This is a genomic window from Micromonospora radicis, assembly GCF_003583405.1.
GTDB classification, from domain to species: Bacteria; Actinomycetota; Actinomycetes; order Mycobacteriales; family Micromonosporaceae; genus Micromonospora; species Micromonospora radicis.
Genome location: NZ_QXEC01000003.1, coordinates 122,608 through 136,826, shown reverse-complemented (window position 1 = coordinate 136,826; position 14,219 = coordinate 122,608). Strand labels below are relative to the sequence as shown.

Genomic DNA, 14,219 nt, shown 5'->3' with positions numbered 1-14,219 from the left:
TGCGGGTCGCTGGTCAGTGAATAGCGCGGATATCCATTTCTGCTTCGATATTGCGCACCCGTCGCCTCTGAAGTGGGCGCGTGTTGCCGTGGGTCCGCGGCTCGGATACGCTCGGGATCGAGATGCAATCTGCATAAAGTGAATTGCGGCAGGATCGCCAGGAATGCGGTTCCGGCGGTACGGAAAATTGTGGTGTCCGGCCGGTCGGGTGCGATCTTATCTGTCGTAACCGGAGGTGTGATTCGTCATGTCAGACGCTGCCGAACGGGCCGTGTTGCGGACCATTGCGGTCATGCGGGACCGGATGGGGGATCCGCTGACCGTGGACGACCTCGCCCGGGCCGCCATGTTCAGCAAGTTCCACTTCACCCGACTCTTCCAGCGCGTCACCGGCATCTCTCCCGGGCGCTTCCTGTCTGCCCTGCGCCTGCAGAAGGCCAAACACCTGCTGCTCTCCACCGGCATGAACGTCGCCGACATCAGCGCCGAGGTCGGCTACAGCAGCGTCAGCACCTTCAGTAACCGCTTCACGCGCAGCGTGGGGATGCCTCCGACGACGTACCGACGTCGGGCCGGGTACGCACCGGTGATCCCGGTCGACGCCGGTACCCGGATCCCGTCCAACGCGCGACTCTCCTTCGGGCTGCGCACCGCGCAGCCCCACGACGGCGCACTCATCTTCGCCGGCCTCTTCCCCGGACCGATCCCCGAAGGGCCGCCGGTCCGCTGTGCCGTGCTCGAACGTCCGGGACGGATCCGATTCGACGCCGTTCCGCTCGGCAGTTGGTACCTGCTCGCCCAGTCGGTCGGCCCGCACGAGATGCACCCGGCTGCCGACTGCGCCTGCCCCGACCGGCCGGTCGCGGTGGCCAGCCACGGCCCGATCTTCGTCCGGCGCGACTCCGTTGTCTCCGCCGACCTGGTGCTGCGACCGGTGCGGGCGCTGGACCCGCCGGTGCTGCTGGCGCTGCTCGACGTCCGGACGTACGCGTTGGCCGAACGGCAGACGGCGCAGGGCGACCGGCCGTCGTACCTGAAGGAGGGGGCCGCCGCCTGACGGGCGGTCCCGCCGGACGCCAGGCAGGACCACGTCGCGGGCGGCCAGACGCGGCGGCGACCACGGATTGGGACCGTCCTGCCGTGCGCCGTACCCGACGAGATCGAGATGGAGTCGGCCGATCGTCGGGAGACCAGTGCGAACGGCGCCCGGAGCACGCATCGTCCGCGACGAACGGTCGGGGGAGTTTCGAAACTCGCTGCGACCGAGGGGTAGCGCATTGCTGTGCATCGTTGGATGATTGCCGCCAACGCATTGCCGATCCGATGCGCCCGTGTCGATCCGGAGGGCTTTTCCGTGAAGCATGACCACACGCCCGTCCTGTCCGGGACCGGCGCCACGGACTATGCGCGTTATATGCGAACGGATGCTCTGCTGGGTCTGCAGCGGTCACCGAGTGAGGTGATCCATCGTGATGAGCTGCTATTCCAGGTAGTGCATCAGTCGGCTGAGCTGTGGCTGAAACTGGCCTCGGCGGAACTTGCCGAGGCGACCGCCCGGCTGGCCGCTGGCGAGCCGGGCGCCGCCGAGACGCTGCTGGGTCGGGCGACGCTCGCGATCCGGCTGATCACCGATCAGCTGGAGATGTTGCGACATCTGTCCCCTGTGGACTTTGCCGCGATGCAGCCGGCTCTCGGCAACGGTTCTGGCGCCGAGTCACCGGGCTGGCGGCAGGTCCAGGCCGGCAGCCGGCAGTTCGGCCACGCGTTCGACGCGCAGCTCGCCGCCCGGGGTGGCGCGCCGGCCGACCTGTGCCCGGCGGACCTGTCGGATCCGTTGCACCGGCTCGCCGAGGCGATGGTGGAATGGGACGAACGGGTTGCGCTGTGGCGGGTCCGGCACTACCAGGTGGCGCTGCGAATCGGCGGCCACGCCCCGGCCGGCAGTCCCGGCAGCCCGGCGAACATGCTGGCCAAACTCGCTGGACATCGATTCTTTCCCCAACTATGGCAGGCGCGTACGAACTCCGCCGCCAAAGAATAGCGCGGTCAACCCCGTTAGCCCGGCAGCCTGTCCGGCAGCTTTCGATGGTGGTTCGTCTCATCAATTCCGAGGGGTGACGCGTGCGTGCCTTGAGTCTCTGGTTGTCCGACGCGGCCGAATCGCACAGCTTTCCCTATGCGGGGGTGTTGGACGAATTCCATCGGGTCGGCAAACACTTTGTCGACAAGAGCTTCCTCGCCCTGCTCGACGCGGCCCGGCAGACGGTCACCGGCGGCGACACCGCGTCGCGGCAGCTGATCGACTTCCTGGACATCGCTCTCGACAAGTGGGACGGCTGTTACGACTACCGCAGCTACCTCGCCCTGCGGCTGCTGCGGCTGCCCGTCGGGGCGCAGGAGCCGGTCCCCGCCACCGACCTGACGGCCCGACGGTGGGACCGGGACCGGCTGTTCGTTCGCCTCGTCGCAGATTCGTTGTCCTTCGAACTGGCCGCCGCCGGGCAGCGCACCGATCTCCTTCCGCAGCACCGGCCAGGCCCGGCAGTGGTCGCCAAACGCTGCCGACTCGGTGTCCGAGCCGCCGCTGCCGCCCTGGCCCGTCTCGGGCAGGCCGAGGTGGCCGCCGCGGACCCCCTGGCTGCCGCTGCCGGCCTGCACGCCGTCGCCCGCGACCTCGCCGCCCCCGGGGACCCGCCGCTGCGGCTGACGATGCTGCCCGTCCACGTCACGCACGACGAGTACCTGTTCATCCGAGTGCTCCAGGGCTACGAGTGTCTCTTCGCCGGGGTCGCCGACGAACTCCGCTCGGCCGTCGACACACTCGTCGGACCTGCGCCGGGCGGTGCCGCCGACCGGCTCGGCCACGCCGGCGACCTGCTGCGTGCCGCCGGTCCGCTCTTCTCTCTCCTGGCCACCATGCAACCGGAGTCCTTCCGCACGTTCCGTCAGTACACCGAGGGGGCCAGCGCGATCCAATCCCGCTCCTACAAGCTCATGGAGGCGCTGTGCCGGCCCCCGGAGAGGGCCCGGCTGGACTCGGTGGCCTACCGGTCGGTGCCGGAGGTGCGCGCCCAGGCACGAGACGGCCAGCCCACCATCGACACGGCCTACCGGTCGGCCACCGCCGACGGCCGGCTCACCGGCGCGGACCGAGCCCTGGTCGCGCGTCGGATGGCCGCGTTCGCCGACGCCCTGACCCAGTGGCGACGTACCCATCTGCGGGTGGCGGTTCGGATGCTCGGCGCACGGTCCGGCACCGGCTACACCGAAGGCACGCCGTACCTGGCGCAGGTCAGCGCCGAGCCGGTCTTCACCGCCGTGACCACCGGCGGCCGGGATACGAGGCGCTGCGCGTGACGCCGCCCGACCCCCGATGCCTCGACACCGGAACCCAGGCCGCGCTACGCGCCGAGTTCCCGCTGCTGCGAACCGGCGTCTACCTGAGCAGCAACTCCACCGGTGCCGTGCCCCGTGGCGCCGAACAGGTGCTGCGTGACTACTGGGAGACGCTGCGCTCCTGGCGTGACGACGTCTGGCAGGACTGGCACGTCGGTCTCGACCGGTACGCCGACTCGCTGGCCGCACTCATCGGCGCACCGCGGGGCAGCGTCCTCACCGACGCGAACCTGAGCACCTTCCTCGCCCGGCTGGCCTCGTGCTTCGACTACCGCCCGCCGCGCAACCGGGTGCTCATCACGGACCTCGAGTATCCGACGGTGCCGTTCATCTTCCGCGCGTACCGCCGCTATGGCGCCGCCCTCGACGTGGTCGGCACCGGCGGCCCCCGCCTGGACCAGGACGCGCTGGAGGCGAAGCTCGACGAGCGCACGCTGCTGGTCTGTGTGCCGCACGCCAGCTTCAGCTCCGGCGCCACCGTCGACCTGCCTCGCCTGGTGGCCCGTGCCCACCAGGTCGGGGCGCTGGTGGTGGTGGACGCCTTCCAGACCGTGGGGGTGATGCCCCTGGACGTCACCGCCCTCGGCGTCGACGTCGTCCTCGGTGGTGCCCACAAGTGGCTGTGCGGTGTCGGTACCGCGTTCCTCTACGTCCGGCCCGATCTGGTGCCGCAGCTGGCTCCGGCGGCGACCGGCTGGCAGGCCGGCGACCGCGCCCTGACCTTCCGGCCCTCGTCCGGGTGGGCGCCGGGCGTACGGCGCTTCGCCGGTGGCACGCCGTACCCGCTCACCTCCCTGCTCTCCCAGGTCGGGCTGGACCTGCTGGCGGGAGTCGGCGTCGACGCGATCCGGCGACATTCGTTGGCGCTGACCCAACGGCTGCTGGACCGGGCCGAGGCCGCCGGTATCGCCGTGGTCAGCCCCGCCGACGAGACCCGCGGCGGAGTGGTGTGCCTGGACGTCCCCGACGGCGAGATCGTCAAACAGCGGCTGGCCGCCCGCGGCGTGATCTGTAGCTGGCGCGGCTACCTGCGGGTCGGCCCGCACGCCTACAACACCCTCGACGAGGTCGACACGTTCATGGACGCACTGCACGAGGAGCTGCACCGGTGACCGTCACCCTCTCGCCCCGGGCGTTGCTGAGCCTGCTCGCCAACGGCCCCAAGGCCATCGACGTGTTGCGCACCGCACTCGACCTGGGACTACTCGACGCGCTGGAGCCCGGACCGGCCCGGCTCGACGCGTTGGCCGGTCGCTTCGGAGTGCTCCCGCTGCGGCTTTACAAGTTTCTCGACTGCATCGAGAGCCTCGGTCTCCTGACCCGCGACGAACCCGGCGACGAGATCGGCGCGACCAGCTACCGGGCGGTGCCGGGGCTGCGTGACGCCGTCCTCGCGGTCCTCGGCCCAGGCTCGATCGAACAGGATCGGGACCGCTACCCCTGGCGTCAGCTGCACGGCCGGCTCGCCGAGAGCCTGCGTGGCGAGGTCGGTATCGGTGCCGAGTTCGCCTGGCCGCCGAAGACAGCCGCCCAGACCGCGGAGTTCGAGCGCAGCATGGCGCTGGGACTGGGGCCGGCAATCGCGGCGGTCCGCGGCCACCGGGACCGGCTCTGGTCGGACCGCCGGCGGCTACTGGACGTGGGCGGCGGCGACGGGACGCTCGCCGCGCACATCCTCGACACCGCACCGGACCTGCGGGCCGACGTGTACAACCTGCCGGCGGTGGCGCCCCTGGTGGCGGCCACCCGGGCCAGCCGTGGTCACCCGGACCGGTTGGGCTTCATCGGCGGCGACTTCTTCGCCGAGCCGTTGCCGTCCGGGTACGACGCACTCTCGTTCGTCCGGGTTCTGCACGACTGGCCCGACGCGGTGGCCCGCCGGCTGCTGGAACAGGCCTACGCGGCGCTGGAACCAGGCGGGCTGCTGCTCATCTGTGAGGAATTCCGCACCCCGGACCGGCTGGCCGTGCAATTCTTCTGGAGCTACTTCCTGATCGGCGTCGACAGCAGCGTCAGTCGCCTCCGCGAGGTGGGCTTCTACACCACCCTGCTCGCGGAGATCGGCTTTCGGCACGTGGCGGTACTTCCCGCTACCTGGGAACTGGTCATCGCGTACAAGCCGACGCCCGTTGGTCAGGAGAGTGGGCATGCCGGGTAGCTGCGCAGTCTGAGAGATGCCAGCCCGGCGAGTCACGGCGAGGATGAGGTGGCGAAGGGAGGGCACGGGGATGACCAACGACCCGGTGGTCGATGTTCTGCCCGACCCGACCAGGGCCGCCGCCAAGCCGGCCGCCCCGCCTCCCGTCGGCCCGGCGAGCTGCCTGGACCTGTGGGCCCGGGCGCAGCAGATGAACCGCTGCTTCGGCGAGGACGACGGCGAGCCGCACATCATGCGCGGTCTCGACTGAGGTGGGCAGCAGTGCCGCCGGGCCCGCCCGGCGGCGCGGCGAGCGGCCCCGTCATCCGCCGACGGAGGAGTTCGATGTCCATCCAAGACGTACGTGCCGAAGCAATGGACCCGGTCGAGTTCGCCCGATTGGTCAAGGGCACGCCCATCGACGAACTGCGGCAGGTGCTGCGCGGCGAACGGCGCGGCGAGATCCTCGACCACCTGATCGGGGGGATGCCGTCCGCCTTCCGCCCCGAAGCCGCCGGCCGCACCCGGGCGGTCGTGCACTGGCGAATCGGTGACCGGCCCGACGGCGGCGTGGACACCTACGAGATGATCATCGCCGACGGCACCTGCACCCTGTCGCCGAGCGCCGACCGGCAGCCGCAACTGACCCTGAACCTCGCCGCGGCCGACTTCGTCCACCTGGTCACCGGCAACGCGCACGCGGTGATGCTGGTGATGCGGGGTCGGTTGAAGACCCGCGGGGACCTCGGGCTGACCGCCCGCTTCCCGAACTTCTTCGCCGCTCCGCGGCCCTGAGATCCGGCCTGGGAGGGGAGGCCAGGCGGACGTCGCGCCGACCGTCGGCCCGACCGACCGTGCCCACCCGGCTCGGTGGCACCGTTCTGGCTGTCGTCCGCGTGCTTCCTCCCCACTGAGATGACCCGAAAGCGGGGCGCCGCCGGTCGGCTCGACCGGCGGCGCCCCGCCGTCTGTGTGTCCGGGAGTCGCTGACCACCGGTTGCCGCGCCCTGGGGCGCGGCAACCGGTGGTCAGCGGGTTCAGGCGGGCAGGTCGCGCGGGCAGTTCTGGTAGACCGCCAGGCGCCACCGGCCATCGCGGTGGACCAGGATCCAGGAGGCCCGGATGGCGGCCGAGGCCGGCAACTCGTCCGCCCCGGCCGGGATCACCCCGCCCTCGGTGATCAGCGCGACGGACCCCGGGCCGAGCGGCTTGATCTCGATCGGCTGTCCGGTGACCCGGCTGCCCTGGTACGGGCCCTGGAAGGCGGCGGCCATGAACGCCCGGATGGCCTCACGGCCCTGCTGGAACCGACCGGGCAGGATCAGCGTGCCGTCCTCGACGAACAGGTCGGCGAAGCCGTCCGCGTCGTGCGCGGCCCAGGTCTCGATCATGCGCTTGGGTAGGGCGGCGATCTCGGCCGGATCGACGGCGGGACCGTTCGACGCGGTCGCGGTGCCAGTGGACATGCTGTCTCACTTTCGTGGTGCGGCCCGCTGGGCGGGCCGGGCGGTCAGACGTAGAGGGTGTTCGGCTCCTGGCCGCAGAGCACCCGGCCGTACAGTTCGGCGTTGGTGTCCGGGTGCATCAGGGCGTGCAGGTGGGCGGCGTGCACGTCGCGCTGGATCCGCTGGATCGGTACGCCGTCGTAGATGGACGAACCGCCGCTGGCGGTACTCAGGATGTCCACCGACTCCTTGGCCCGCGCCACCACCGCGCCCATGTCGGCCCGGGCCCGGCAGCGTTCCTCGATCGTCCACGAGGAGCCGTTCGCGCACTTGCCGTCGACCAGGGCGGCCAGCCGGTGGGCGTGGAACTCCGCCTCGTCGAGCCGCATCGTGGCGTCGGCGACCTGAAGGTGGGTCAACGGGGCCTCGGCCTGGCTCTGGTAGTCGGTGTAGGTGATCTTGCGCTCGGGCAGGCGCTCGAGGAACGCCTCGCGGGCTGCCCGGGCCAGCCCCAGCAGCGTGCCGACCGAGGATGCCGACGCGACGGGCAGCAGCGGAGCCCGGTACATCGGCGAGTCGGCGTTGCGCTGCGAGGCGGACTGCCCCTGTAGCACCGCCGGCAGCGGCAGCACCCGGTCCTGCGGGACGAAGACGTCCTGGGCGATGGTGCTGACGCTACCGGTGCCCCGCAGCCCCGAGGTCTGCCAGTCGTCGACGACCTGCAGGTCGGACATCGGCACCAGCGCCATCACCGGCATCGGCTCCTGATCGGGGGTGATCAGCACCGCGACGATCTCCTGCCAGCCGCTGTGGCGCGCACCGCTGATGAAACCCCACCGGCCGTTGACCACGATGCCGCCGGGCGCCGGCGCGGCCATCGCGCTCGGGCTCAGCGTCCCGCAGATCCGCACGTCCGGCTCGGCGAAGACCTCGTCCTGGACGTGGTCGGGAAACAGGCCGGTCATCCAGGTCGGAATCCAGTACACCGAGGCCACCCAGGACAGGGAGCCGTCGGCCCGGCCCAGCTCCGCAGCAACGTCCACCAGGGTCCGGGTGTCGGACTCGTAGCCGCCGTAGCGTCGGGGCGTCCGCATCCGGAACACCCCCGCCTCGGCGAGGGCGTCGATCGACTCGTCTGGGAGCGACCGGTGCTCATCGGACCAGGCGGCGTTCTTGCGCAGCTGCGGCACGAGCTGGGTAACCCGGTCGAGCAGTTCGTCGTGTGATGGAACGTTCGTCGCCAACAGAATCCTCCTTGGACGGCCGGAAGTGCCCGTACGGTGCCGTGGCGGCGAGGGCCCGGCGCGGCGTGGTCGAGCCGGGCGGACCGTCGTGCACGCCGCGGTGCTCTCCGCCGCCCAGCCACGACCGTCGCATCTGCCCTGAGCTGGACGCATCTTCGAGAGTGCGGGGTACCCGCCCGCTGCCGGCCAGGTCGCCCTCGACCGGATCGACCGGCTGCGGGTACCTGGAGCGCGGGGGAACACGTCGCATATCAGGAGATGCCGGTCCGGTGGGGCGGGAGTGACGATTGTGTCGCACCTGACCCGGTGGCGCCTGGCCCAACTCCCCCTCATGGGCCGGACACCATCGAATGGGAATAGGGAACGTCCGGACGCGGACGTTCCCTATTCCGGGTGTGCTCGGGCTGCTGCGAACAACTCGTCGAGACGCTGCGCGAACTCGGCCGGAATCTGCTGCACCCGGCGTGGTCGCCCGGCACCGAAGTGGGGGAGCGGTGACCAACGGCGCCGCAGCCGGCCGCCGCTGGCCACCTTGGACCTCGCCGGTTCCCGGCGACCGACCGAGGTGTGGACGGCAACCAGGGAGAAGACACCGTCCGGTGCGTCCAGCATCCTCGAACTGACCCAGGCGTCCGCCTCCTAGATCGACTGATCGGCGCCAACGACATCACGACGCCGGACCGACGTGCCACGTGAAAGGGGAACTGAGTGACGCAGCAGCCGAACGTGATCACCGACCTGATCGCCGATGGGGAGGAACTCGACCGGTTGGTCGCCGACCTGGACCCGGCGGCGTGGGCCACGTCCACTCCGGCACCGGGGTGGACGATCGCCCACCAGATCGCCCACCTGGCCGCCACCTTCCGGCTTGCCGCGCTGGCCGCGTCGAACGCGGAGGCGTTCCAGGGGGTCCTGTCCCGACTCACACCGAACTTCAGCGCGAACGTCGACGCGGCGTTGGCCGAGTTCCTCGCCGAGCCGCCGCCGGTGTTGTTGAACCGCTGGCGGGCCGAACGGGCCGGTGCGGAGCGGGCCCTCGGCGCGTTGGCGCCCGACCAGGTGGTGCCGTGGCTGGTCCGGCCGTTGCCGGCGGCCGTGCTCGCGGCGGCCGGCATGATGGAGACCTTCGCCCATGGGCAGGACGTCGCCGACGCGCTCGGCGTACGGCGGCGGTACACCGACCGGATCGGCCACCTGGTGGCGTTCGCGGTTCGTACCTGGGACTTCGGCTACCTGGCGCGGGACATGGCGGTACCGGAGGTGGAGTTCCGGTTCGCGCTGACCGCGCCGTCGGGCCAGGTGTGGGCGTTCGGGCCGCCGGATGCGGCCGAACGGATCAGTGGTCCGGCAGTGGACTTCTGCCTGCTGGTCACGCGCCGACGTCACCGTGACGACCTGGCGCTCACCGCCTCCGGTGAGGTGGCCGAGGGCTGGTTGGACATCGCACAGGCGTACCGGGGACCGGCGGGTGAGGGCCGGCGACCCGGCCAGTTCGCGGCCATCAGCCGCTGAGCGCCTCCGGCACGGCGGCCCGCCGCCGTGCCGGAGCTGCGGCTCGCGCGTCGACCGCGAGACCTGCCCGATCGTCGTACCCACCGGTCGAGCACGCGCCTGCGGGTCAGCGGATCCGTCGGGGCCGGCGAGGCACCTCGACGGGCGGGCCGGCGTTGCGCGCGGCGTGACCGCCGTTGGCCGCCCCGGTGGAGGGGCGGCGTGGTGAGATCGGCGGGATCGGCTCGACCGTCCCAGATGGCGGAGCGGTGTCACCGAAACGCTGGTTGACCAGGTGCTCCTGGGCGATTCCCCGGAGCGCGGCGAGCGCGACGTCGAGTAGCACCGCTCGGGCCACCGCGGCTGCCCGCTCGATCTCCTCGTCGCGCGGGAGCAGGCTCAGCTCGCGCTCGGCATACTCCTCAGCGAGTTGGGCGTACGGCTGGAAGAAGTCGACCTGGCAGTCGCAGCCGAGTTGGCGTAACGCCGCGAGGACCTGGGCCAGCCGGTTCCGCCCGGGCACGTCGGGGCCGACCCGCCAGCCGCGTTCGTCGATGAAACGGTCGACCTCGTCCCGTTCGGCAGCGACGTCGTCGATGGCTTTGCTGCTGTCGAGGTCCGGGTAGACGACCCGATTGGTGCGCTGGTAGAGCCCGGGCAACGACAGCTCGCCGTCCTCGATGGCGGCCAGCAGCTCCAACACCGTGGACAGGTCGAGCTGGCCGATTCCGGTCATCGCGCGGATGAACAGCAGGCGGCGGCAGTGTGCCTCGCCGTACTGCGCCTGGTTGCGGCCGGTCGGCCGGCCGGGTGGCAGTAGACCTTCTCGAAGATAGAACTTGATCGTGGCGACGGGTACGCCCGTGCGGCGACTCAGGTCGGAGATGCGCATCCAGTTTCCCCCCAGTTGGCTCACCGGTCCCCCTGTTGGCTCACCATCCCTAGCGTGATTGTCCCACGTGAGCACATTCGCGCCGGGTGACAATCCCATCGCTCAGTCGTGGCATGAGCGTCGGGGAGCGGCTGGCTGCCGCTGGAGCCGGGGGGCGGGAGGTCTTATCGGTCAGGCCGCGGTGCGGCCGGACTCACAGAACTGGCCGATGGTCACGGCGCCGGGTGGCGCCGGCATCAGCCTGTCGGACTGTTCCTCCGCGATCCGAGCCAGTGCGAGCTTGCGGCTGTCCATCAGGGCCAGCAGGACCGGCGGGTCCACGTCGCGGATCGGCTGAAGTTCGACGTCCACCCGGACGTCGGAGTCCCGGCGGATCGTGAGCGGTCCGTGCGATGCCACCGCGAGCGGCTGGTTGGCCTCGTCCGGACCGCCGTCCCCGCCGGCGGTCACGGCCTGGGCGAGCAGGTACCAGGAGCCGGGTGGCACGGCGTCGAACTGGAAGCGGCCGGCGCCGGGTAGTACCGCACAGCAGACCGGGCGTCCCTCGGGGATCCGGTCGGCGAAGAGGCCGATGAAGACCGGGCCGTCCGGCCGGTCCTGCGGCACCGGGATGCGACCGTGCACCCGCGCCGTCGACACCGCGGCCCGCTCCGGCTCCGTGCTGATGAACGGGGCGTACCCGGCGCGGCGTCGGTAGGCGGTCGGCGGCATGCCGATGCTGCGGGTGAACCGGGAGCTGAACGTGCCGACGCTGTTGTAGCCCACCCGCAGGCTGATGTCGGCGACGTTCAGCGTGGTGGAGATGAGTAGGTGCTTGGCCCGCTGCAGGCGCAGCGCGGACAGGAAGCGGCCCGGTGACAGCCCGGTGGCCCGCTGGAAGATCCTGGTGAAGTGGAACTTGCTGAACATCGCCGCCCTGGCCATGTCATCGACCGTCAGCTGCTCGCCGAGATTCTCCCGCATAGTAGTGATTGCCCGGTTCACAGCCTGCTTGGCTGATTCCTCCATGAACGCCTCCCGTCGACCTTCCGGTTGACCGTGCGACCTGAGTCAATAATTGTCGCATGAAGAATCGTGGCCACGGTACCGGTAATGCCCTACAGTGACGCTTGTGATTGCCGGAGTGGGCCCGAAGGCGCGCTCCTGCGTCACTCTCACCCCTGTGTGAGCCCCCCGCTTCGGGTCGAGGTTAGCCCAGCCCAGAGCAGTTGACAATACTGTCAATCATTGGGGGGCCACGGAGCGCAATCGTGAAGTCGGATAGCCCTTGAGCAGCACTTTCTCCATTGTGCACGTCTCCGCTCGGGTTTCTGCGCGGATAGCGGTGCGACCCACTTTCCAGGGTTGTCCGGGGCAAGTAGTTGATCGTCCTTCGCCGCGGTAAGCACGCCGCTGACCTGCCCTGCCGGGCGGAAGGTCGGCTATGGTCGTGTTGTTCACGTACTTCTCGTATCGTCGACGAGGAGGCTGTCCGACATGACTGCTTGTTAACGATAATCGACGCGGTCCAGGCCGAGATGTTGATGTCTTCCGAGTGCCGAAGAAATGAATCGAGAATGCGGCGATCCGCGCTTCGCGTCCGCTCGGATGCGTTTGGCAATGCGTTCTCATTGCTATCCGATTGTCGTGAACCGATTTGGGTGACGGAACTGTGCCGCGCTTCTCCGGTGGCTGCACTTCCAATTCACCCGTCGATCGTGAAGCGGCATGTCCGAACTGGCTCCGGCGTCCCGCGGCACGCTGCGAGAATGAGCGGCCATGCCCCGAACCCGAGTGGCGAGTTCGCCACACCGTCGCCCGCAGGTAAGGGCGTCGGCACGGCCAGGAATGCGCGGCGAATCCGGTCGAACAACGTGGTGACCGGTCGGCTGGGGTGCGCCGGTGAGCCGGGACCATTCCGCCCGACGATCCGACGGCGCCGATCCCGCGGATCGTGGAATCGCTCCCAGTCACCAGGCCAGACCTGGTGGTCCTGGCCCGGAGCAGGCGGGTGCGGACAGCGTCCGTGGGTGCCCGGCGGGTGCCGCGAAGGGCTCGGCGGCGCGATGACATCGTCGGCCCGGTTGCGTAATCTCGCCGCAACACCTCCACCGATCGGTCAGCTCACCCACCCCTTTCCGTCGGTGCGGAGGTCGAGTCGGCGGTGGGGTGGGATCAGTTGATCGATCCCCGGTCGTCGGGCCGGTCTAGTGGATCAGTCGTTCGTCGATCGGGAAAGCGAACTATCTCCGGGGTCGGTCAACCTGCCACCCAGAGGCATCCGCCAATGAGGGGATCCCCGCCGATCGGTCCCGCCCGGCTGCCGCGGGCGAGCCAATCACGGTCGAGCGCGACGCTGCGACTCTCGTCGTCGCAGATCCCGCAACAGGATCTGTATCCGTGTGGCAGGTGTCGTCCGAGCAGGTGCCGAGGATGGGATATCCGCGCGCACGGCCGGTGTTCCGCCAGGGGGGAGATGGATCACGGTGGTTCAGAACAAGACTGGGAAACGCACTCTCCGCGTGGCTACCGGGTCGCCGGGCCGGGTAACGCGCGCGCGCCGAGGTGGCGGGCCGCGGCCAGGCTCGACCAGGCGGCCAACTCCACCAGCGCACGATCGTCGTACCCCGCGGCGCGTACCCGGGCCACGTCGTCGTCGGTGACCCGGTAGGAGGCGAACGCGATCCGCAGCGTCAGGCGCCCGGCCGCGCGATCGGGTACGGGCAGGGCGGCGACCGCCGCGTCGAACCAGGTGGGCTCACCGAGCGCCGGTGGGGGCGTGTCGAGCCGGGGGAGCTGCGCGGCCAGCAGTTGGCGTACCGCCGTCGGAACACTACGTTCGCCGGCCGCCTGCACCGCCGCGGCGGCCCGGGCGAACGCCGCGCTCACGTGCGGCCGGCCCGCCGCCCAGGACAGGTCCGCCGGTAGCGGCGCCGGAGGCAGCAGGCCCGGTGCCTCGCCGGGCACCACCACGGTGCGGGCCAGCCCGCCGAGAAGCCGAGCCGCACCCCGACGCAGTGCCGCTGCCACCGGGGTGGGTACCGGCGGCAGCGGTGATTCCGGCAGGAAGACGTTCACCATCCGGTTGAGATAGTGGAACACCACGAAGACCCCGACCAGTTCGGGTGCGTGCTCGGCCGGGAACGGCGGCGGCCCGCCGTGGACGGCCCAGTCGGCGACGCGGCGCAGCCGGGCGTCCCGCAACTCCGCCAGCCCGCCGACCAGTACGGCCCGGGCGTCCGCCCCGCCCAGCAGGCCGGCCAGCGCACTGCCGTGGACCTCGATGCAGTAGGGGCAGCGGTTGACCTGGGACACCCCGGCGGCCACCACCTCCCGGACGTCGCGTTCGACGGCACCCGGCGCGAGTAGCGCCTCGCGCAACATCGCCCAGGCGGCGGCCAGCGCCGGCGGTGCGACGGCGTGCAGCGCCACCGGCGGCGCGAGCATCCCGAAGTCCCGCTCGACCTGCCGGTACACCGCAGTGACCGGCCTGCCGGCGCGGCCGGGCGGCACCGGCGCGACATGGCGCAGTTGCAGCGCCGTCGCAGGGCGGGCGATTCGCCTGATCAGCTTTCCCACCGATCACCCCTCCGTGGCCCGGTGCGCCGGCCGGTCACCTCACCAGCCGGCGCACC

The 14,219-nt window shown here is 70.7% G+C and carries 14 protein-coding genes; 8 read left to right on the top strand and 6 right to left on the bottom strand.

The window, feature by feature from the left end; all coding sequences use genetic code 11:
- Nucleotides 1-247 precede the first annotated feature (247 nt).
- The 7 genes from D2L64_RS05370 to D2L64_RS05340 all read left to right on the top strand — a co-directional run bounded on the left by D2L64_RS05370 (nucleotide 248) and on the right by D2L64_RS05340 (nucleotide 6,328).
- Nucleotides 248-1,057 carry a helix-turn-helix domain-containing protein gene (locus D2L64_RS05370; protein ID WP_119573571.1) on the top strand — a complete coding sequence of 270 codons (810 nt, stop codon included), beginning with the start codon at nucleotides 248-250 and terminating at the stop codon, nucleotides 1,055-1,057.
- A 297-nt stretch (nucleotides 1,058-1,354) separates the two neighbouring features.
- Complete coding sequence (locus tag D2L64_RS05365) at nucleotides 1,355-2,041, top strand: tryptophan 2,3-dioxygenase family protein (protein ID WP_119573570.1); 687 nt, start codon at nucleotides 1,355-1,357, stop codon at nucleotides 2,039-2,041.
- 80 nt (nucleotides 2,042-2,121) lie between these two features.
- A complete protein-coding gene (locus D2L64_RS05360; RefSeq protein ID WP_119573569.1) occupies nucleotides 2,122-3,357 on the top strand; it encodes a tryptophan 2,3-dioxygenase in 1,236 nt (411 codons plus the stop codon).
- Entirely contained in the window at nucleotides 3,354-4,508 is a 1,155-nt protein-coding gene (locus tag D2L64_RS05355; protein WP_233558780.1) for an aminotransferase class V-fold PLP-dependent enzyme, read from the top strand. The genes D2L64_RS05360 and D2L64_RS05355 overlap by 4 nt, the downstream gene beginning before the upstream one ends.
- Nucleotides 4,505-5,554 (top strand): methyltransferase, encoded by a 1,050-nt coding sequence (locus D2L64_RS05350; protein WP_119573568.1) that lies wholly within the window; start codon nucleotides 4,505-4,507, stop codon nucleotides 5,552-5,554. The genes D2L64_RS05355 and D2L64_RS05350 overlap by 4 nt, the downstream gene beginning before the upstream one ends.
- 70 nt (nucleotides 5,555-5,624) lie before the next feature.
- The gene (locus D2L64_RS05345; protein ID WP_119573567.1) at nucleotides 5,625-5,804 is read left to right on the top strand and encodes a hypothetical protein; all 180 of its coding nucleotides are present in this window, start codon (nucleotides 5,625-5,627) and stop codon (nucleotides 5,802-5,804) included.
- A gap of 74 nt (nucleotides 5,805-5,878) precedes the next feature.
- Nucleotides 5,879-6,328 carry an SCP2 sterol-binding domain-containing protein gene (locus D2L64_RS05340; RefSeq protein ID WP_119573566.1) on the top strand — a complete coding sequence of 150 codons (450 nt, stop codon included), beginning with the start codon at nucleotides 5,879-5,881 and terminating at the stop codon, nucleotides 6,326-6,328.
- A gap of 242 nt (nucleotides 6,329-6,570) precedes the next feature.
- Here the strand turns inward: D2L64_RS05340 and D2L64_RS05335 are convergent, their stop codons facing one another.
- The 3 genes from D2L64_RS05335 to D2L64_RS05325 all read right to left on the bottom strand — a co-directional run bounded on the left by D2L64_RS05335 (nucleotide 6,571) and on the right by D2L64_RS05325 (nucleotide 8,834).
- Nucleotides 6,571-6,999: an SgcJ/EcaC family oxidoreductase gene (locus D2L64_RS05335; RefSeq protein WP_119573565.1), complete on the bottom strand. Its 429-nt coding sequence runs from the start codon at nucleotides 6,997-6,999 to the stop codon at nucleotides 6,571-6,573.
- 44 nt (nucleotides 7,000-7,043) lie between these two features.
- Nucleotides 7,044-8,228: an acyl-CoA dehydrogenase family protein gene (locus D2L64_RS05330; protein WP_233558795.1), complete on the bottom strand. Its 1,185-nt coding sequence runs from the start codon at nucleotides 8,226-8,228 to the stop codon at nucleotides 7,044-7,046.
- Nucleotides 8,229-8,606: 378 nt separating this feature from the next.
- On the bottom strand, nucleotides 8,607-8,834 hold the full coding sequence (locus D2L64_RS05325) for a hypothetical protein (RefSeq protein ID WP_119573564.1): 228 nt from the start codon (nucleotides 8,832-8,834) through the stop codon (nucleotides 8,607-8,609).
- Between the two features lie 96 nt (nucleotides 8,835-8,930).
- On the opposite strand from D2L64_RS05325, the gene D2L64_RS05320 reads away from it, so the two are divergent.
- Nucleotides 8,931-9,734: a TIGR03084 family metal-binding protein gene (locus D2L64_RS05320; RefSeq protein ID WP_119573563.1), complete on the top strand. Its 804-nt coding sequence runs from the start codon at nucleotides 8,931-8,933 to the stop codon at nucleotides 9,732-9,734.
- 106 nt (nucleotides 9,735-9,840) lie between these two features.
- Here the strand turns inward: D2L64_RS05320 and D2L64_RS05315 are convergent, their stop codons facing one another.
- The 3 genes from D2L64_RS05315 to D2L64_RS05305 form a co-directional block, all read right to left on the bottom strand.
- Nucleotides 9,841-10,605, bottom strand: a complete 765-nt coding sequence (locus D2L64_RS05315; protein ID WP_119573562.1) for a MerR family transcriptional regulator — start codon at nucleotides 10,603-10,605, stop codon at nucleotides 9,841-9,843.
- Between the two features lie 171 nt (nucleotides 10,606-10,776).
- A complete protein-coding gene (locus D2L64_RS05310) occupies nucleotides 10,777-11,613 on the bottom strand; it encodes a helix-turn-helix domain-containing protein (protein WP_119573561.1) in 837 nt (278 codons plus the stop codon).
- A 1,497-nt stretch (nucleotides 11,614-13,110) separates the two neighbouring features.
- Nucleotides 13,111-14,163, bottom strand: coding sequence for a carboxymuconolactone decarboxylase family protein (locus D2L64_RS05305; RefSeq protein WP_233558779.1), 1,053 nt, complete (start codon nucleotides 14,161-14,163; stop codon nucleotides 13,111-13,113).
- Nucleotides 14,164-14,219: the final 56 nt, after the last annotated feature.

Bases quoted from the DNA above. Each gene is read 5' to 3' on its own strand.
- D2L64_RS05370 (WP_119573571.1), top strand. From the start codon at position 248: ATGTCAGACGCTGCCGAACGGGCCGTGTTGCGGACCATTGCGGTCATG.
- D2L64_RS05345 (WP_119573567.1), top strand. From the start codon at position 5,625: ATGACCAACGACCCGGTGGTCGATGTTCTGCCCGACCCGACCAGGGCC.
- D2L64_RS05340 (WP_119573566.1), top strand. From the start codon at position 5,879: ATGTCCATCCAAGACGTACGTGCCGAAGCAATGGACCCGGTCGAGTTC.
- D2L64_RS05335 (WP_119573565.1), bottom strand. From the start codon at position 6,999: ATGTCCACTGGCACCGCGACCGCGTCGAACGGTCCCGCCGTCGATCCG.
- D2L64_RS05325 (WP_119573564.1), bottom strand. From the start codon at position 8,834: ATGCTGGACGCACCGGACGGTGTCTTCTCCCTGGTTGCCGTCCACACC.
- D2L64_RS05315 (WP_119573562.1), bottom strand. From the start codon at position 10,605: ATGCGCATCTCCGACCTGAGTCGCCGCACGGGCGTACCCGTCGCCACG.
- D2L64_RS05310 (WP_119573561.1), bottom strand. From the start codon at position 11,613: ATGGAGGAATCAGCCAAGCAGGCTGTGAACCGGGCAATCACTACTATG.